The organism is Pseudomonas sp. EA_65y_Pfl2_P78 (assembly GCF_963970495.1).
Classification (GTDB): domain Bacteria; phylum Pseudomonadota; class Gammaproteobacteria; order Pseudomonadales; family Pseudomonadaceae; genus Aquipseudomonas; species Aquipseudomonas baetica_A.
Map to the genome: position 1 here is coordinate 150,762 of NZ_CAXAON010000007.1, position 17,647 is coordinate 168,408.

A 17,647-nucleotide genomic window follows, 5' to 3' on the forward strand; every position below is an offset into this window, starting at 1 on the left:
TCATCCAAAAGACTAACCCTCATGAAAGCAGGTGAGCCATGGAACTGCGAATAAACCAAAAAACCTACCAGGTCGATGCCGAGGCGGATACGCCGCTGCTATGGGTTATCCGCGATGACCTAGGGCTGACCGGTACCAAGTACGGCTGCGGTCTAGCGCAATGTGGCGCGTGCTCGGTACTGGTGGACGGCAACGTTGTACGCTCGTGCGTTACTCCGGTAGCCGGGGTGGTGGGCCGAGAGATCACCACGATCGAGGCGATAGAAACCGACGATATCGGAAAGCGTGTGGTCGCTGCGTGGGTTGAGCATCAGGTCGCCCAGTGCGGCTATTGCCAGTCTGGCCAGGTCATGGCCGCGACAGCCCTGCTCAAGCGCAACCCCAAGCCCAGTGATGTGCAGATCGCGGCGGCGATGGTCAATCTGTGTCGCTGCGGCACCTACAACGCCATCAATTCTGCCGTCCACGAGCTGGCAACCGACGTTGCAATCGTTGCGGCGCCAGCCGGGGAGACGACCTGATGAATAAGCATGGTGATACCGGCCTTGGTGAGCCGATCAATCTATCGCGACGTCGCTTTCTCGTGGCCTCTGCTGGCACGGCTGTTGGCGCGTTGGTGCTCGGTTTTGGCGTGCCGCTGGGTTCTGCACGTATGCAGGCGATGGCGGCCGAGCGCCAAGCGGCAGGCACCCAAGTTAGCGCTTTTCTTGAGATCCGCCCGGATAACACTATCCGACTGCTATGCCCCTTTATTGAGGGCGGTCAGGGCACCTATACCGCCATGGCACAAATAGTCGGCGAGGAACTGGATGCCGATCCATCGACCTTTGTAGTCGAAAGCGCGCCGCCCGGCGAAGCGTATGTGGTGATGGAAAATGGATTGCGCATTACCGGCGGTAGCATGTCGGTGCGCATGAGTTACCCGACCATGCGCCGGCTGGGAGCCCTTGCCCGCGCGATGTTGCTGCAGGCCGCAAGCGCACGTCTGAATGTGCCGGTGACTGAACTGACCACCGAGCCTGGCCACGTTTTGCATGTGGCTTCTGGACGTTTGCTGAGCTACGGCGAGCTGGCCAGCCTTGCGTTAGACCTGGCAGTGCCCGCTGTCGAGAGCGTCACGCTGCGCGACCCCAGCCAGTTTCGCTGGATCGGTAAGCCTGTACGCCGTCTGGACAGCTACGACAAGTCCACCGGCAAAGCGCTGTACACCATCGACATGCAGGTGGACGGCATGCTCCACGCCGCCGTGCAACATGCGCCACGCCTGGGCATGACGGTGGGCGAGTTGCGCAACGAAGCGCAGGTTAAGGCGATGAAGGGGGTGCATTCGGTGCATAGCTTGTCCGGCGCCGTGGCAGTCGTCGCCGAGCGCTGGTGGCACGCCAAACGTGCCGTCGAAGCCATACAGGTGCAATGGCAGGAGCCCGCTACCGATTCGCCTTTGCGGGTGATGCCCGCCGACTTCTCCACGGTGGCGTTCCGTGAGCGTCTGGCCAATGAGCCCGGGCCGGGGCGTGATGCCGAGGTGGAAGGCGACTTCTCCGGCACGCTAGCAAAGGCGCCTACGCACGTTGAAGCCAGCTACCACAACCAATACGTCAATCACGCGCAACTCGAACCCCCTTCAGCATTGGCCCGCTTTCATTCCGATGGTTCGCTGGAAATCTGGTTGCCCAATCAGGCTCAGGACTTTTTCTTGGCGGACATTGCGAAACGTACCGGCTTGGACCCTTCTAATATCACGCTACATACGCCGTTGCTCGGCGGCTTTTTCGGGCGGCACTTCCTGTACGAAACCGCCAACCCATACCCGCAGGCCATCGAATTGGCGAAGGCAGTCGGGCGCCCGATCAAGCTGATTTGGAGCCGAGAGGAAGAGTTTCTGCGCGACGTGCTGCGCCCTATGGCCGTCGTTAAGTTTCGCGCAGCGCTGGATGAAAAGGGCTTCCCCATCGCACTCGAGGCGGTGAGCGCCACCGAGGGGCCGACCGAGGGTCTTGCCGGCAAGCAAGGTGCAAAGCTCGACCCGTCGGCCGTTGAAGGCTTGACCGACAAGGCGTACGCGATTCCCAATCGGCGCATTGCCCAAATCTACGTCAAGGGCCCTGTCATGCTTGGCTACTGGCGCTCGGTGGGCAATTCGCTCAATGACTTCTTTTACGAGGCGTTTCTGGACGAACTGGCCGACAAGGGTGGCCATGACCCCTTTGAGCTTCGTCTGCACTTGTTGCAAGGCAACGCGCGGTTGACCCATCTGCTGCAGTCCGTCGCTGAAATGTCCGGTGGCTGGAAACGTGGGCCGTTCACCGCTGAAGATGGTTCACGACGCGCGCGGGGTGTGGCCATGGCCTCGCCCTTTGGTACGGAAACAGCGGTGGTCGCCGAGGTGTCGATTGAAAATGGCCAGATCAAGGTTCACGACATTTGGCAGGCGATAGATCCCGGTAGCATCGTCAACCCCGCCATTGTCGAAGCGCAGGTCAATGGCGCAGTGGCCCTTGGCCTGTCCCAGGCGTTGGTAGAAGAAGCGGTGTACGTCGACGGCAAACCGCGCGCACGTAACTATGATCTCTACCCGATCTTGCCGCCCGCCCGCATGGCAAGGGTGCACGTTAAAGTAATCGAGAGCGGCGCCAAAATGGGCGGCATCGGTGAGCCACCGCTGCCAGCTGTGGCGCCGGCAGTGGCCAATGCCGTGGCCAGGCTTACCGGCCAGCGCCTTCGCAGCATGCCGTTCTCCAGCTACACCTTTAGCCAATCAGCCTGACGGGAGACGTGTCCATGAGCAGACGGCATTACAAAAAAGTTGCCGGCACACTGGCATTGGTCGGTCTCGTCGCGTTGGTCCTGCTGGTTTGGTATGGCACCCGGATGCCGGCGTCGGCGCTCGACGCCGCAGGCAGTGTTGCCACAGGCGACGCGGCACTGGTGCAGCGCGGCGAGTATGTGGCCCGGTCTAGCGACTGCGTGGCTTGCCACAGCTTGCCGGAGGGTCCCCCATTCGCCGGAGGCCTGGCGATGGCTACGCCACTGGGGACCATTTACGCGACCAACATTACCCCCGACCGCGCGGCAGGTATCGGTCACTACAGCCTGGCTGACTTCGACCGTGCCGTTCGCCAAGGTGTTGCCCCTGAAGGGCGCCGGCTTTACCCCGCGATGCCTTACCCCTCGTACGCCAAGCTGACAGACGAGGATGTGCGGGCCTTGTACGCCTTCTTCATGCACGGCGTCAGCCCGGCAGCAAAACCCAACAAACCGAGCGAAATTCCCTGGCCGCTGAACATGCGCTGGCCCATCTCGCTGTGGAATAGCTTGTTCACTGAGGCTGCAACCTTCGTTGAACAATCCGCCAGAGACGCTCAGTGGAATCGCGGCGCGTACTTGGTCCAGGGCGCAGGCCACTGCGGCAGTTGCCATACGCCACGCGGCCCGGCTTTCAATGAAAAAGCGTTGAGTGATGCCGGTGACCAGTTCCTGGCCGGCGCACTGCTGGATGGCTGGTACGCCCCCAGCTTGCGCAACGACCCCAACACGGGGCTGGGGCGCTGGAGCGAAGCGGATATCGCGCAGTTCCTGAAAACCGGGCGCAATGAGCATGCGGTGGTTTTTGGTTCGATGACCGAGGCGTTCAATAATTCCACGCAATTCTTGAACGACGACGACCTAGCGGCTATCGCTCACTACCTCAAGTCCTTGCCGGGTGATCCACAGCGCGATGGCGCGCCATGGCAATACGAGGCGGCAGCTGCTTCGGAATTCGTCAGCGCCGGGGGACACCTTTACGAGACGCGCTGTGCCTCCTGTCATGGGCAGGATGGGAAGGGACAGGCGCCATGGATGCCGCCTCTGGCCGGGGCCACTTCAGCACTGACGTTGGCACCTGACTCAGCCATCAATATCAGCCTCAACGGATCAATGCGTGTGGTCACGGCCGGGGTTCCAGATGCGTACCGGATGCCTGCCTTTCGCGGACAACTCTCGGACGTAGAGATCGCGCAGGTGTTGTCTTTTGTCCGCACGACCTGGGGCAATCGGGGGGGCGAGGTTGATGCGCAGGCGGTCTCCCGACTGCGCGCGCATACCGACCCGGCCAGCGCCACGCCAATTATCTTGCACATGCGCTGACCCTGCGGAGGCTTGATGGAAAGCATTGACCTGCTAGTACTGCGTACCGCCCGCGATTGGCTTGCTGCGGGCGACCGCGTGCTGCTGGTAAGCGTGGCACGAACCTGGGGCTCATCACCACGGCCGGTTGGCTCGATGATGGCGCTGCGCAACGATGGGCGTGTAGTGGGCAGCGTCTCCGGCGGCTGCATCGAAGACGACCTTATCCACCGATACACCACAGCTTACGGCGCAGCAGGCTTACCGGAGCGGTTGCCCGATGTGGTTCGCTATGGCGTGAGCGCCGACGAGGCGCACCGTTTCGGCTTGCCTTGCGGAGGCACGCTCGAATTGGTTCTGGAATTCATGCCAGCCGTCGAGGCCATTGAGCAACTGCTAGCACTTCTCGACGCGAGGCAACTGGTGCGGCGCCAACTTGATCTGCGAACTGGAAAAGTAGATCTGCACAGCACAGCGACGCCCGATCAATTCACCTTTGATGGCCTACACATGAGCAACACACTTGGTCCAGGCTATCGGATGCTGCTGATCGGCGCGGGGGCGTTAGCTGAGTACGTTGCCGTGATGGCCCAGTTCAATGGCTTTCAGGTGACCATCTGCGATCCCCGGCCCCAATACATAGAAATGTGGAATGTTCAGGGCATCACTCGAATCCAGGACATGCCAGACGACGTGGTCAGAGCCTTTGCCCCCGACTTACGCACCTGCATCATCGCCCTTAGTCATGATCCAAAGCTTGACGACCTGGCATTGCTGGAGGCCCTGCAAGGTCCAGCCTTCTACATCGGCGCCATCGGCTCGCGACGCAACAGCCAGAACCGACGGAGTCGTTTGATCGAGCATTTTGGTGAGACCGAGGGATCGCTGAAACGTTTGAATGGACCGATCGGCATATACATCGGAAGCAAGACGCCGCCGGAGATCGCCGTCAGTGTGATGGCCGAAGTGCTAGCCGCCAAAAACGCAGTAACACTCCCAAGCGAATTCTCTATTTCCAAGGCCAAGGAAATCAGAGAGGTGGAGAGATGTACATAAGCCCGTGACGTTGCATGCCACTTGTCGCTTGAGTGCAGTGCATCAAGTGTCCCCACACTAACCGCCGAGCGAAATCTGTTTTCAGTGCAAAAAGGGAGGCTCCAGTTTGGGCCGCCCATGCTCAGCCATGTACAAAGTTGAAGGGGCTCGGAAAACTCGTATGTGTGCTGGTGGTTGGAGCGACAGTATCCGTATTAACTGGAACAGTGCTGACTGAGGGCGGAGAGTATTTGGGGTAAGAAATTCACGAGTATTGCGAATCATGGAGATGACACGCACTTTATTTACCTGGGCATGGGGGGCAGTAATTTTAATCGGCGTGATAGATGCCGCCATGATTGTCTACGTGGCTAACAAAAGACTCGCCCCCCCCCCGGAAGAACACTTTAAACGGTGGCTCTCCATATCCATGGATCACCCGATTTTAGAGAAGAGGTTTCACGCAAAAGTTGTTGAGCTCGCCACCATCAGCGTTTTGATTTCATCCAAGAAAAATCAGAGCATCGACCCTTCTTTAAAAGAAGGAAAGCATTCGGAGTATTTGCCTGAAACCAGCAAGTTGTACCTACTGATTCCCTGCTCGCGATCACAATCTGTCGGCCAACATTCGCCTGACTGACACACCGCAGTCGCGAGCAAGCCCGCTCCCACCGGGGGATTTGGATTTCAGGCCGCAGGGTCGAGGTTGTCGAGGGCTTGGTTGACGGTCAGTTCGCCGAGCATCACGACCTGCTGGATGCCCAGCAAGGTGTGGCGCTAGGGCGCGTCCAGCAAACCGGCGAAATCACTGAGCCTCACGCAAGGTTGTGTAGCCTGGGTCCGCGTCCGGGAATGTCGCTTGAACATTGCCGTTCAAGACCTGGCTCCTGCACGGGGTTTATTGGGGATACCAGACAAGTCTTTCGGCGGCCGGATTGCTTTCTTCCACGGCAAATCCCAGTGCCAGATAGTGCCGGCGTGCCTGGGGATTGCTGCGCCAGACCACCGTCGCCACCGGGCAGCGAATCTGCTGCGCGGCTTTCTGCACGCCTTGCAGCACGGCGCGGCCAAAACCCTGGCCACGCGCCGGCGGGATGAACGCCAGATACAACACGCGAATTTCGTTGGCGCCGAAATCGGTGCTCAAGGCACCGATGGCCGTGCCGAGTTTTTCCACCACGTAGTGCATGGCGTTGGGGTAGTTATCCCCCATGCCCTGCTCCTGCACCTGAAACTGCTGGGCGGCCAGTTGCTGCACCTGTTCCGGCTCGCCGTCGATCCACTGCAGATCCGGCCGCGCCGTTTGATACAGGCTTTGCAGAAATGGCCCGTCGGTTGCCCGCGAAGGCCGCACCACCAATCCCTCTGCTGCCACTGCTGTGTTATCCGTCATCGCCGCTCTCCGTTAAAAACCGCTTTCCCTGACCCCCAGCGCCGCCATCCGTCGCCATGCCACACCCAGCAACGACTCGCCGCGCCCCTGCAACACGACCACGCCGCGCAACGGTTGCGGCGGCGTCGGCGCGCTATCGAGCACACTCAAGCGCGCGCCATATTGCGCCTGCACCGGTTCAGCCCGTTGCTGTTGATCGCGGCGTACAGCAATCGGCCCGTGGTGATCGGACGTCAGCGCTTCCTGATCGACGTAGGCCACGCCGTTGGTGTCGATTTCATCCAGTTGCACCGCGAGCGCCGGGTGCATCGGGTCGTCGGCGATGAACCGGCCGCTGGCGCCGGGTTTGACCCGCCACAACTGCGCTTCGGCCAGATAACCGCGCAGGCGTGTGCCGTCCTCGACGACCCGGGCCAGTGCATCCTTGCTCGAAATCCAGCGCCCGACGCTCAGGTTCGGCAGCAAATCACGCACATATCCGGCGTGCGGGGCGCGCAGCAACAGGCGTTCACGTCGGGCGGTGAGCCCGCGGTATTCGGCCACTGCTTCGGCCAGTTTTTGTTCAACGACACCGGCGTCCGCCGCTGTTTCACTGCGGCCGGCCTGCCGGCGCATCAGCAACTGCTGGATCTGGATTTCCCGCCGCACGATGGCGCGCTTCGAATCGAGATCCGGGGATTCCAGCTCGATCAACACATCCCCTTGGGCCACCTTCTGACCGTCCTGCACTTTCACCGCTTTGACCCGCGCCGCGGTGGGTGCATACAGAGCGCTTGCACGTCCGGCCTGCAACATCGTCGGCAGTTCCACAGCGCTGCGCCAAGGCACCACCAGCACCAGCAACAACCCCAGCAATGCCAGACTGAAAAGCAACACGCGCGGGCCATGCGCCTGCTCGCGGCGGCTCCACCACTGGCGCCACTCACGCATGATCGGCAGAAAGATGAACCACACCAGTTCCACCAGCATCAGGAAGATCCCCAACACCTTGAAGAACAGGTGATAGACCGCCAACGCGATCCCGAAAAACAACGCCGCACGCCATAACCACGAGCCATACCCCCAGATCAGCAAACGCCGTTGCATTTTCGGCGACCAAGGCTCCGGCGCGGGTGCGCCATAACCGAACAAAAACTCGCGCAAGCGCCAGCGACACAAGGCAAACGCCCGGCCCTGAAGGTTGTCGACCTGCCACAAATCGCTGATCAGAAAGTAGCCGTCAAAACGCATGAAGGGATTGAGATTGACCACCAGCGTGGTGATCCAGGTGGCGCTGGCGAGCATGAACGCCGCCGTGCGTCCCGGGCCATCAGGCAAGAACGACCACGCCAGCAGCGCGATGCACGCCAACAGCAACTCAGCCATCACGCCACCGGCGCCAATCAACAACCGTGCGCGACGATCATTGACGCGCCAGGCATCGCTGACATCGGTGTAGAACATCGGCAGCAGCACCATGAACGCCACGCCCATGCTCTGCACCCGACACCCGGCGCGCTTGGCCATGAACGCGTGGCCGAACTCGTGACACAGCTTGGCAAAAAACAGCGCCACGCCGAACGCCAATGCGCCGCCGAGGCTGAACAGGTGCGGAAAGGTGCCGACAAACCGCTGCCAGTCCCGCGAGACCAGAAACACCCCAAGCGCCAACGTCGCCGGCAAACCGTAGCGCAACACACGTGGGCCGAAGCGTTCCAGCCACGGCCAGGCGCGATTGAGAAAGGCGTCAGGACGCCACAGCGGTATACGGAAAAACAGGTACTGATGCAGAAGGATTTGCCACAGGCTCTGTTTCTGCGCCAGGGCCTTGAGCCGGTAACTGGCGCGCTGTTGATCGTCGAGGGCACTGATCAAATCGTGCCCACGGAGAAACTCCAGCAATTGCTCAAGCTCGGTGCCGTCCAGCGGCAGGCCCGGCTCACGATTGGCCGCACGCAGGACCTGATCGGCATCGCCCAGCGACCAGTGGCGCAACAGGCGCATCGCCGCCGCGCCCAGTTTGAAATAACGCCCGCGCACCGGGTCGGCCAGGGTCCAGCGTGGCGAGCCGTCCAATGCTGGCGCTGCGGGCGACAGTTGCAGGTCGGCACGCAGGCTCGGCAGGTTCATTTACAGGCCCACGCTCTGGCGCAGACCGGCCAATGGGCGACGCAACAGGTACAGCGCCAGCGGCGCACGGTCACCGAATATTTTCGCCGTACCGCGCAGGCCGATGCGCGGCGGTGCATCGACGAAATTGGCGTCGAGCCGATACGCCAGTTGCCCGCCAGCGGTCGGTTGTGCCTCGTAGGCCGAGCGCTCCAGCGTCGCGTGGTGGCGCTTCAAGGGATCGCTGTCGAGAAACAACGCGATCTCGGCACCGGGCGCTAACGATATCGCGTCGCCCACCGCCAGTTCGATACGCAGTTCGGCCTGGTTCGGGTCGGCAATTTCCATCAGCCGTTCACCGGTCTGCACGGGTTTGCCGGTCAAGCGTTCGGCATCGGCAAACACCGCGATACCATCGCGTTCGGCACGCACTTCGCTGCGGTTGAGCAACTCGCGGGCGTAGTCGCGTTCGGCGCGTTTTTGCTCGACGCGCGCGGCCAGCAAGTCGATCCGCGAGTTGGACTCGGCATCGGTGAACGAGCGTTGGGAATTGGATTTGAGTTCGGCCTCGGCCACATCCAATGCCCGTTCGGCCACATCGGCCTGAGCCGTGAGGGTGGTGTTTTCGAAGCGCAGCAACAGTTCGCCGGTTTTCACCGTTTGATTGGGTTTGACCAGAAACTCGGCGATCACCCCGTCCAGCGGCGCCGCCACCACACGGCCGCCCAGCGGCACCACTTCGGCCGGTGCCAGCACCGATTGACGCACCGGAATCAACAACCCGAGCAACAGCGCCGCGACCAGTGCCACCTGACGTTTACGCGTCCAGCGCAACCGCCAGGGTTTGCGTGGCTGCAGCGCCAGCCAGGCGTGGCTGTAGGTGTCGCCCAGTTGCGAGAGCAAAACTTGTTCGGAAGGATTCCACGGCACATCGCGGGCCAGCCACAAACCGCCGAACACCTGTCCATCCCGATCAATCAACGGCAGCCAGAACACTTGTGCGGCGGACAAACTGCGCCAATCGGCCTGGATCGATTCGCCGAGCGACTGCGGCGCAATCACCCGCGCCTGCTGCAGCACATCCTGCTTGAACAACTGCGCCACGGCTTGCTCGACAAACGCCACGAACGGCGCATTGGGCTCCACCGCGCTGACGCCGGTCACCGCTTGCACCTTGCCTGCGATCAACAACGCGGCATGGCGAAAACCGAACAGCGACTGGCCGTCATTGACCAGGCTGTAGGCCAGTTGGGACGCGTCGCGGGCCGTGCGGGTCTGGCGTTCGAGGTCGAGAAACCGCGCAAAGACCTGCTCGGCACCGCCGCTGACCGGGGCGTTCAATTGAGCTCCGCAAAATGCGCCGTACCGCTCATGCCGGCCAGCAAGCCTTTGGCTTCGGGGAGAGAGGCGACCAGCAACAAGGTCTGACTGCCCTCATCGATTCGCGCGCCGAGGCGTTTGACCGTGGCCTCGAGCGGTTGACCGGTTTCATCGGGAACAAAGGAAAACGTCTGGCCAGGCTTGAGTTTGGCCATCCAGCGCGACGGGACCAACAGATGGATTTCCAGTGTGCGGTTATCGACCACATCCAGCAGCGGCGCGCCGGCCGACACGCTCTCATAGCGCTTGACCTTGCGCTCCACCACTTGCCCGTCAAATGGCGCAATCACGCTGCAGCGTTTGACCTGCACCTGATAAACCTGAGATTGCGCCTGGGTTTCGCTGACCTTGGCCTGCGCCCGCGCCACTTCGAAACGCCCGACGGAATTGAGCGCGGCCAATTGTTTGTTGTGCGCCAATTCTTCACCGGCGCCACGGCTGGCCGCTTGCGCAGCATTGAGTTGCGCCTGATAGGCCGAGCAATCGAACCGGGCCAGCACGTCGCCCTTCTTGAACGACTCGCCCTCACTGAACGGCAACTCGACAATCCGCCCGGACAGCTCACTGGCCAGAATCGCCTGATCCCGAGCGCGAAGCACACCCCGCGCCTCACTGCTCGCGGTACCCGCCCCGGCCGCTGGGCTATCGAGCAGCGGATCGTCTAGCCCGGGCGTTTGCGCCTGAACGGCACACGTTACAAAGGTCAATCCAAAAACCCAACCACGAAAACGCTGCATAACCGCTACTCCCTGACGGATGTGCGGAGTCTACGACAGCGAGGGTTAGCGTCAAGCGAAAGGCCAGCATTGCGCCTTTGTCTTTGGTTTAAGCAGATCGCAAGTGCTCAGGTCAGCCCATCGAAAATATAACCCTGATGGAATATTTCATAGCGCCCATATTCGCCTCCCATGAAGTGAGATATCGAATACACCGACCAGTTCGGCGACTGGTGGGAAGACCTGACTGAAAACGAGCAGAGTTGTGTGGCTGCAAGCGTCAAACTGCTGGGTCAATTCGGACCGGGTTTACGCTTTCCGCACAGTAATGCGATCAACGGAGCGCGGCACGGCCATTTACGAGAACTGCGAGTTCAACATGCCGGACGGCCGTATCGCATTCTTGATGCGTTTGATCCAAGACGTTGCGCAGTACTATTGATCGGTGGAGACAAAACCGGTCAGGACCGCTGGCATGAAGTCAATGTCCCGCTCGCCGATCAACCGATCGGCTGTACGCTGAGCATCTAGAAACATTGCGCAACTATATCCATGCGATGGGCGGCGAACTTGAAATCATCGCAACGTTTCCCGAAGGGCAAATCAACATCGAAAATTTCGCAGGTTGAGCACCCGAAGTCCGCTTCAACCTGTGACACCTTCTGCTGACGATCTACTCGGCAGCCTGCACATCACATCGAATTCGTCGATTTGATCCTTTTTTGCGACATCCTCAGCGTTGCGCCATCTTGTCGACCGGATACACCGACTCCCATCCCCCACCCAACGCCCGGTACAACCCGACCATCGCCAGCGACACCGCGGTCGAACTCTCCACCCACTGCTCCTGAGTCGCGAGCAACGCGCTCTGCACGGTAAGGACGTTGACGAAGTCGACCACGCCTTCGACGTATTGCCGTTGTGCGGTGCGCAGGGCGATCTGGTTCTGGCGCACGGCTTCGGCGAGGCGGCCTGCGCGGCGCTGGCTGGCGTTATAGGCGGTCAGTTCCAGCAACAGGCTGATCGCGTTGATCAGTTGCGATTGGCGCTGCTCCAGTGCCGGCAGCCGCGATTCGATGGCCGCGACTTGTGCGGCGGCTTCGGCGACTTCCAGATTGGCGTCGGCGGCTTCGGTTTCCCGGCGCACGCGGCCCCAGACATCCAGTTCCCATGAGGCGGATAAACCGGCGTCCCACAGGTTGAAGGCCGAATCGCCGTTATGTCCGGATGGGTCGCTCAGGCCCTTGGCACTGTTGCGTTCGCGCCCATAGCCAGCGGTGGCGGCGGTATTGGGGTAGCGGTCGGCGCCGATCACCCGGCGTGCGGCGCGACTTTGATGCAGCCGGCTGCTGGCCAGTTGCAGGTCGAGGTTACTGTGCACGGCGCGCTGGGTCAGGGCCAAGAGTTGCGGGTCGTGGAAGACTTCCCACCAGCGTTCGTTCAGGGGTTCGCTGACCGCTTGGCCGGGGGCTGATTTGGCGGGTTTGGCCCAATCGGCGATCTGCGTGGCTACCGGCTTTTGGAAGTCAGGGCCCACGGTGCAGGCGGTAAGGCCAGCGGCAATTACGACGGTGGATATCAGGCGCTGCAACTGGCCTCTTCGCGAGCAAGCCCGCTCCCACACTGGAATGCATTTCAATGTGGGAGCGGGCTTGCCCGCGATGAGGCCACTGAAGATCTAGCGCTCGTGCAACGCCTCAGCACGCGCCCGAATGATCGGTTTGAGCAGATAGCTCAACACCGACTTCTTGCCGGTGATGATATCCACCGACGCCACCATTCCGGGGATGATCAGCAACGGCTTCTCATCGGTGCCCAAGTGGCTGCGATCGGTGCGCAACTTGATCACGTAATACGTGGTTTTCTTGTCTTCGTCGGTAATGGTGTCTGCGCCAATCTGCTCAAGCTTGGCTTTGAGCCCACCATAAATGGTGTAGTCATACGCGGTGAATTTCACCGTCGCTTCCTGCCCTGGATGCAGGAACGCGATGTCTTGCGGGCGGATCTTGGCTTCGACCAGCAACGTGTCGTCCAACGGTACGATTTCCACCATGTCGCTGCCCGGCTGGATCACGCCGCCGATGGTGTTGACCAGTAACTTGTTGACGATGCCGCGCACCGGCGACGTGACCAGTGTCCGGCTGACGCGGTCTTCCAGCGCCTTGCCGGTGGCCTTGGCCTTGTTCAGGTCAGTGCGCGCTTCGTTGAGTTGAGTGAGCGCTTCGCTGCGGAACTTGCCGCGCGTCTCGTCGATCTTGCGCTGCACTTCCTTGATCGCCGATTCGGCGCGCGGGATCGCCAGCGTAGTGGCATCGAGCTGACCACGAGTTTCGACTTCGGCACGCTTGAGCCGCAGCACTTCAACCGGGGAAACCGCGCCCTGCGCCACCAGCGGCTCGGACATGTTGATTTCCTGACGCTGCAAACCGAGTTGCTGGCGGTACTGCGCCTGCTTGGAGGTGAACTCGCGCAGCTCTTGCTGACGCTGGATCAACTGCTCCTGCAAACCGCCGATCTCGTCGTGCAGCTGCTGGCGACGGCTGATGTACAGCGATTCTTCGCTTTTGGCCTGGCCCGGAACAGCTTTGAGCACGTCCTCGGGGAAGTTCAGCGGTCGGTCATCGACCTCGGCACTCAGACGCTCGACCCGCAGCACCATCGACAGCCTGTCGGCCTCGGTTTCGCCGACGTTGGAGGCAAATCGCGTGTCGTCCAGGCGAATCAGCGGCGCACCTGCCTCGACGATCTGGCCTTCCTTGACGTAGAGCTCAGTAACGATGCCGCCCTCAAGGTTCTGGATTTTCTGGATCTTCGAAGACGGAATAGCCTTGCCCTCGCCTTTGGTCACTTCGTCGATCACGGCGAAATTGGCCCAGAGCATGAGGAACACGAAAAAGCCGATGATCGCCCATATCGTCAGACGAACGACGCGCGGGGCGTCTTCGATCAGCGCTTTGTTGACCTCTGGCAGTGGCTGGCCCTGCAGCGAGGCAGAACCCTTGAAGTAGCGACGGATCGACTCCTTGATACCCGACTTAAGCAACACTGATCTGCCCCTTCTTCAACGCTTCCATCACGGCGGCTTTCGGGCCATCGGCGAGAATCTGTCCGCGGTCGACCACCAGCAGGCGATCCACCAGCGACAGCAGCGACGCCCGGTGCGTCACCAGCACCACGGTCTTGTTTTCGATCACCGCCGCGAGGCGTTGCTTGAGGCGTTCTTCGCCGGTGTTGTCCATGGCGCTGGTCGGTTCGTCCATCAGCAGAATCGGCGGATTGAGCAACAATGCCCGGGCCAGGGCGACATTCTGGCGCTGGCCGCCGGACAGGTTCTGCCCGCGCTCGCCCACTTGCAGCTCATAACCTTGCGGGTGCAAACGGGCGAATTCGTGGACGCCGGCCAGTTCGGCGGCCTGCAGGACGAGTTCGTCCTCTACATAACGCGCGCCGGATACCAGGTTGTCACGCAGGGTGCCGGCCAGCAGTTGAATGTCTTGCGGCACATAGCCGATGTTGTAGCGCAACTCGCTGACGTCGATCTGACGGATGTCCACACCGTCGACCAGCAACGCGCCGTCGTCCGGTTGATACAGGCCCACCAGCAGCTTGGCGAGGGAGCTTTTGCCAGAGCCGCTGCGACCGATGATGCCGATCTTCTCGCCGGGACGGATCACCAGGTTGATGTTCTTCAGCGCCGGGTTCTGTTGTTCCGGGTAGGTGAAGTTGAGCTGGCGGCATTCGATGGCACCTTGCAGAACCTTGCGGCTCAGCGGGCGCTCTTCGAAATTGCGTTCCTGCGGCAGCTCCATCATCTGGTCGACCGAGGTCATGGTCACTCGCGCTTGCTGGTAGCGCGTCAGCAGGCCGGACAGCGACGCCAGCGGGCTCAGTGCGCGACCGCTGAGCATGTAGCACGCAATCAGACCGCCCATGCTGAGGTTGCCGGCGATGATCTGGTACACGCCGAAGACGATCATGATCACCCCGGCCAGTTGCTGGATCAGCAGGGTGATGTTCATCGCCAGGCCGGAAAGCATTTTCACCCGCAGTTCGAGGCGGCTGAGGGTGCCAATGGTCTGTTCCCACTGGTATTGGCGTTCGCTTTCGGCGTTGTTGACCTTGACCGCGTCTAGGCCGGCGAGGGTTTCGATCAGGCTCGACTGACGCTCGGCGCCGAGGGCCATGGTGCGTTCCATGGTGGCCACCAGCGGCTTCTGCAACGCGTAGCCGATGGCCAGGGCAATCGGGAACGCCAGCACCGGAATCCACACCAGATGCCCGCCAAGAATGGCGATGACAATGAAGATCAGGATGGTGAACGGCAGATCGATCAGGCTGGTCAGGGTCAGCGAGGCCAGGAAGTCACGCAGGCTCTGAAACTCATGGATGTTCTGCGCGAAGCTGCCGACCCGCGCCGGCCGATGCTTCATGGCCATGCCGACGATGCGCTCGAACAGCGTCGCAGAGATGATCAGGTCGGTTTTCTTGCCGGCCAGATCCAGACACAGGCTGCGCAGGCTCTTGAGAATCAGATCGAACATGTAGGCGCCGGTGATACCCAGTGCGAGCACCCACAGGGTGGCCTCAGCCTGGTTCGGCACCACGCGGTCGTAGACGTTCATCACGAACAGCGGCGCGGCCATGGCGATGATATTGATCAGGAAACTGGCGGCAATGGCGTCGGCATACAGCCAGCGCGAACGCTTGAGGGTGTCACGGAACCACGAGCGTGCACGCGGGATCAGCGTGCCGTGGTTGACGTCGAATTTATGTTGGGGTTGGGCGAAGAAGACTTTGCCGGTGTAATCGTCGGCGAGCAGTTCACGACTGACCACGGACTCGCCACCATCGCTTTCGCTGAGCAGCACCCGCGCTTCATTTTCACCTTGCCAGCCGAGCATGACGGCACTGCGGCCATCCTTGAGCAACAACAACGCCGGCATGGCGATCGCCGGAATCTCTTCCAGTTTGCGCTGCAGCACTCGACCCTGCAGGCCGGCGCGAGCCGCCGCGCGAGGCAGCAACTCGACACTCAAACGTTGTTTGGGCAGCGGCAGGCCGGTGGTCAGCATCGCCGCGCTGGCAGGTTTCTGGTGCAGCATGCAAAGGGCGAGCAGACCATCCAGCAACGGATCGTCGTGCAACGCGCGTGGATCATGACTGAGATGAACTCGACTGACTTCTGATTCCACGCTCGACACTCTTTGACTGTTTAAAAGGGATAACTCAATTCATCCCAGGTAACTGCACCTTGGGCTTCACGTCGTTTTGCACAACGGATGCCAACGGTGCGACCACTCCCTGGCTTCTGAGCAACTCGCCCATGGTCGCCTTGATTCGGTATTGAGTAAATAACTGAATGTTTTTGATTTCAGCCAGACGCCGCGAAGCGGTGAACAACTCGTTTTCGCTGTCGAGCAAGTCAAGCAGCGTGCGCTCGCCGAGGCTGAACTGACGCTGGTAAGCGGTACGCACCGCCATGCTGTGATCGACGTACTGCTGAGCGATCGGCACCTGAGCATTGGCGTTGTTGAGGGCGTTCCAGGCCAGGCCCAGTTCTTCATTCAATTGACGCAAGGCGTTGTTGCGGATGTCCAGCGCCTGGTTCGACAGGTACGACTTGGATTCCAGGTCAGCCTTGTTGCTGCCACCCGAATACAGGTTGAAGCGCATGCGCAGCATGGCCTGCCATTCGTTGTTGTGACCGTTCTGGCCGTCGAGGTCGTTGTCGGCGGTGCGGCCCAACTCGGCGTCGAAGCGTGGGTAGAAGGTCGACTTGGCGGCTTCGTACTGTTTCTCGGCAGCCGCAATATCGGACTCGGCCGAGCGCAGGATCGGGCTGTTTTCCAGCATCTGCGTGCGGGCTTCATTGAGGTTGGCCGGCATCATCGCCATGAACGGCGCCGGACGCTCCAACTGATCGGGCATCTGGCCGACAGCGCTGAGGAAGTTGGTTTCAGAGTCGGCGAGGTTGGTTTGCTCGGTGATCAGGTTGTTGCGGGCCTGAGCCATCCGCGCCTCGGCTTGATCAAGATCGGCACCGCTGCCGACACCGCGCTGGGTGCGCAGTTGAATCTGGTCATAGATGCGCTGATGGCTCTTGAGGTTTTCCTCGGCCAGACGCACGAATTCGCGGCGGGTCAGCACGTCCAGATACACCTGGGCCACCGTCAGCGCGGTGCGCTCGGACGTGCCAAGCAACGAGTAGGCGCGCGAGTTGACGGTGGCTTGTTGACGCCCGACTTCGCTGGACGTCGCGAAACCGTCGAAGACCATTTGCGAGAGACGTAAACTTGACTCGCTGCGGTTCAGGGTTTCCCAGTGATTGCCACCACCGTTGGCTCGCGTGGTCACGCTGTCGGTGCCTTCACGACCATAACCGCCGAGCAGATCGACCTTCGGCAGGTATCCACCTTTGGCTGCCTTTAATTGATAATCCGCGGCCAAACGACTGTTGACCCCGGCCTGGATTTCCGGATGGACATCCAGCGCCTGTTGCATGGCTTGCGGTAGCGATTGTGCTTGTACGAACGATGCGGCGAGGGCGAACGGTAGGGCCTTGAGCAGATGCAAACGCATGATAAAGATTTCCCAGAACTTCTTGTCTTGAATCACAGCAAAACGTGGTGCTGCGTCGGATGATTGGCAACCGGAATGACCGTATGTCGGAAAGTTCAAAATAGGAACTGGATCACACGCTGAAGGACAGGTCGCCGCGGAAATATCAATGTGACATTAGTGGGGCGATTGTTTAGGATGGCACCCAGAAGGTCAATAGTTTGGCATAAAGTTAATCGCGAAAGAATATAGCCAAATTATTGACAAAATCATGCGTCAAACTTGTTTCGCAAATTTTTAAAGTACGTCCAGACTGAAATGGCGCAGACGCCATCAGGTCTATGGAAGTCAACTGAACGTGACACCCCGG

13 protein-coding genes and 3 pseudogenes are annotated in these 17,647 nt (G+C 60.7%); 7 read left to right on the forward strand and 9 right to left on the reverse strand.

Annotated elements, in window-relative coordinates; translation table 11 throughout:
* The first annotated feature begins 38 nt into the window (after positions 1-38).
* From AACY02_RS09110 to AACY02_RS09130, 5 genes are all read left to right on the forward strand, one after another.
* Entirely contained in the window at positions 39-521 is a 483-nt protein-coding gene (locus AACY02_RS09110) for a (2Fe-2S)-binding protein (RefSeq protein ID WP_339431649.1), read from the forward strand.
* Positions 521-2,767: a xanthine dehydrogenase family protein molybdopterin-binding subunit gene (locus AACY02_RS09115; protein ID WP_339431650.1), complete on the forward strand. Its 2,247-nt coding sequence runs from the start codon at positions 521-523 to the stop codon at positions 2,765-2,767. The genes AACY02_RS09110 and AACY02_RS09115 overlap by 1 nt, the downstream gene beginning before the upstream one ends.
* A 14-nt stretch (positions 2,768-2,781) precedes the next feature.
* A complete protein-coding gene (locus AACY02_RS09120) occupies positions 2,782-4,128 on the forward strand; it encodes a c-type cytochrome (RefSeq protein ID WP_339431651.1) in 1,347 nt (448 codons plus the stop codon).
* 15 nt (positions 4,129-4,143) lie between these two features.
* Complete coding sequence (locus AACY02_RS09125) at positions 4,144-5,163, forward strand: XdhC family protein (RefSeq protein WP_339431652.1); 1,020 nt, start codon at positions 4,144-4,146, stop codon at positions 5,161-5,163.
* Positions 5,164-5,425: 262 nt separating this feature from the next.
* Positions 5,426-5,782, forward strand: a complete 357-nt coding sequence (locus AACY02_RS09130) for a hypothetical protein (protein ID WP_339431653.1) — start codon at positions 5,426-5,428, stop codon at positions 5,780-5,782.
* 47 nt (positions 5,783-5,829) lie between these two features.
* Here AACY02_RS09130 and AACY02_RS25970 read toward each other — a convergent pair.
* The 5 genes and pseudogenes from AACY02_RS25970 to AACY02_RS09150 form a co-directional block, all read right to left on the reverse strand.
* Positions 5,830-5,961 (reverse strand): annotated as a pseudogene (locus AACY02_RS25970) (DUF6124 family protein); the annotation flags it as partial.
* Between the two features lie 79 nt (positions 5,962-6,040).
* Complete coding sequence (locus tag AACY02_RS09135) at positions 6,041-6,535, reverse strand: GNAT family N-acetyltransferase (RefSeq protein WP_339431654.1); 495 nt, start codon at positions 6,533-6,535, stop codon at positions 6,041-6,043.
* Positions 6,536-6,547: 12 nt separating this feature from the next.
* Positions 6,548-8,644 carry a biotin/lipoyl-binding protein gene (locus AACY02_RS09140; RefSeq protein ID WP_339431655.1) on the reverse strand — a complete coding sequence of 699 codons (2,097 nt, stop codon included), beginning with the start codon at positions 8,642-8,644 and terminating at the stop codon, positions 6,548-6,550.
* Positions 8,645-9,964 carry an efflux RND transporter periplasmic adaptor subunit gene (locus AACY02_RS09145; RefSeq protein WP_339431656.1) on the reverse strand — a complete coding sequence of 440 codons (1,320 nt, stop codon included), beginning with the start codon at positions 9,962-9,964 and terminating at the stop codon, positions 8,645-8,647.
* Positions 9,961-10,740: an efflux RND transporter periplasmic adaptor subunit gene (locus AACY02_RS09150; RefSeq protein ID WP_339431657.1), complete on the reverse strand. Its 780-nt coding sequence runs from the start codon at positions 10,738-10,740 to the stop codon at positions 9,961-9,963. Before AACY02_RS09150 ends, AACY02_RS09145 begins: the two co-directional genes overlap by 4 nt.
* 183 nt (positions 10,741-10,923) lie before the next feature.
* Between AACY02_RS09150 and AACY02_RS09155 the strand changes: the two are divergent.
* Both AACY02_RS09155 and AACY02_RS09160 read left to right on the forward strand, forming a co-directional pair.
* Positions 10,924-11,258: pseudogene (locus AACY02_RS09155) on the forward strand (type II toxin-antitoxin system RelE/ParE family toxin); the annotation flags it as partial.
* A pseudogene (locus AACY02_RS09160) lies at positions 11,244-11,348 on the forward strand (transcriptional regulator); the annotation flags it as partial. The pseudogenes AACY02_RS09155 and AACY02_RS09160, both read left to right, overlap by 15 nt.
* A gap of 104 nt (positions 11,349-11,452) precedes the next feature.
* On the opposite strand, the gene AACY02_RS09165 reads toward AACY02_RS09160, so the two are convergent.
* The 4 genes from AACY02_RS09165 to AACY02_RS09180 are packed head-to-tail and all read right to left on the reverse strand — an operon-like array spanning position 11,453 to position 17,298.
* Positions 11,453-12,349, reverse strand: a complete 897-nt coding sequence (locus AACY02_RS09165) for a TolC family protein (protein WP_445261938.1) — start codon at positions 12,347-12,349, stop codon at positions 11,453-11,455.
* Positions 12,350-12,397: 48 nt separating this feature from the next.
* On the reverse strand, positions 12,398-13,765 hold the full coding sequence (locus AACY02_RS09170) for an HlyD family type I secretion periplasmic adaptor subunit (RefSeq protein WP_339431659.1): 1,368 nt from the start codon (positions 13,763-13,765) through the stop codon (positions 12,398-12,400).
* On the reverse strand, positions 13,755-15,911 hold the full coding sequence (locus tag AACY02_RS09175) for a type I secretion system permease/ATPase (RefSeq protein WP_339431660.1): 2,157 nt from the start codon (positions 15,909-15,911) through the stop codon (positions 13,755-13,757). Before AACY02_RS09175 ends, AACY02_RS09170 begins: the two co-directional genes overlap by 11 nt.
* A 34-nt stretch (positions 15,912-15,945) precedes the next feature.
* Positions 15,946-17,298: a TolC family outer membrane protein gene (locus AACY02_RS09180; RefSeq protein WP_339431661.1), complete on the reverse strand. Its 1,353-nt coding sequence runs from the start codon at positions 17,296-17,298 to the stop codon at positions 15,946-15,948.
* Positions 17,299-17,647 lie beyond the last annotated feature (349 nt).

Coding starts and splice junctions, on each gene's coding strand:
- AACY02_RS09125 (WP_339431652.1), top strand. CDS start 4,144: ATGGAAAGCATTGACCTGCTAGTACTGCGTACCGCCCGCGATTGGCTT.
- AACY02_RS09150 (WP_339431657.1), bottom strand. CDS start 10,740: ATGCAGCGTTTTCGTGGTTGGGTTTTTGGATTGACCTTTGTAACGTGT.
- AACY02_RS09140 (WP_339431655.1), bottom strand. CDS start 8,644: ATGAACCTGCCGAGCCTGCGTGCCGACCTGCAACTGTCGCCCGCAGCG.
- AACY02_RS09120 (WP_339431651.1), top strand. CDS start 2,782: ATGAGCAGACGGCATTACAAAAAAGTTGCCGGCACACTGGCATTGGTC.
- AACY02_RS09180 (WP_339431661.1), bottom strand. CDS start 17,298: ATGCGTTTGCATCTGCTCAAGGCCCTACCGTTCGCCCTCGCCGCATCG.
- AACY02_RS09110 (WP_339431649.1), top strand. CDS start 39: ATGGAACTGCGAATAAACCAAAAAACCTACCAGGTCGATGCCGAGGCG.
- AACY02_RS09130 (WP_339431653.1), top strand. CDS start 5,426: ATGGAGATGACACGCACTTTATTTACCTGGGCATGGGGGGCAGTAATT.
- AACY02_RS09115 (WP_339431650.1), top strand. CDS start 521: ATGAATAAGCATGGTGATACCGGCCTTGGTGAGCCGATCAATCTATCG.
- AACY02_RS09135 (WP_339431654.1), bottom strand. CDS start 6,535: ATGACGGATAACACAGCAGTGGCAGCAGAGGGATTGGTGGTGCGGCCT.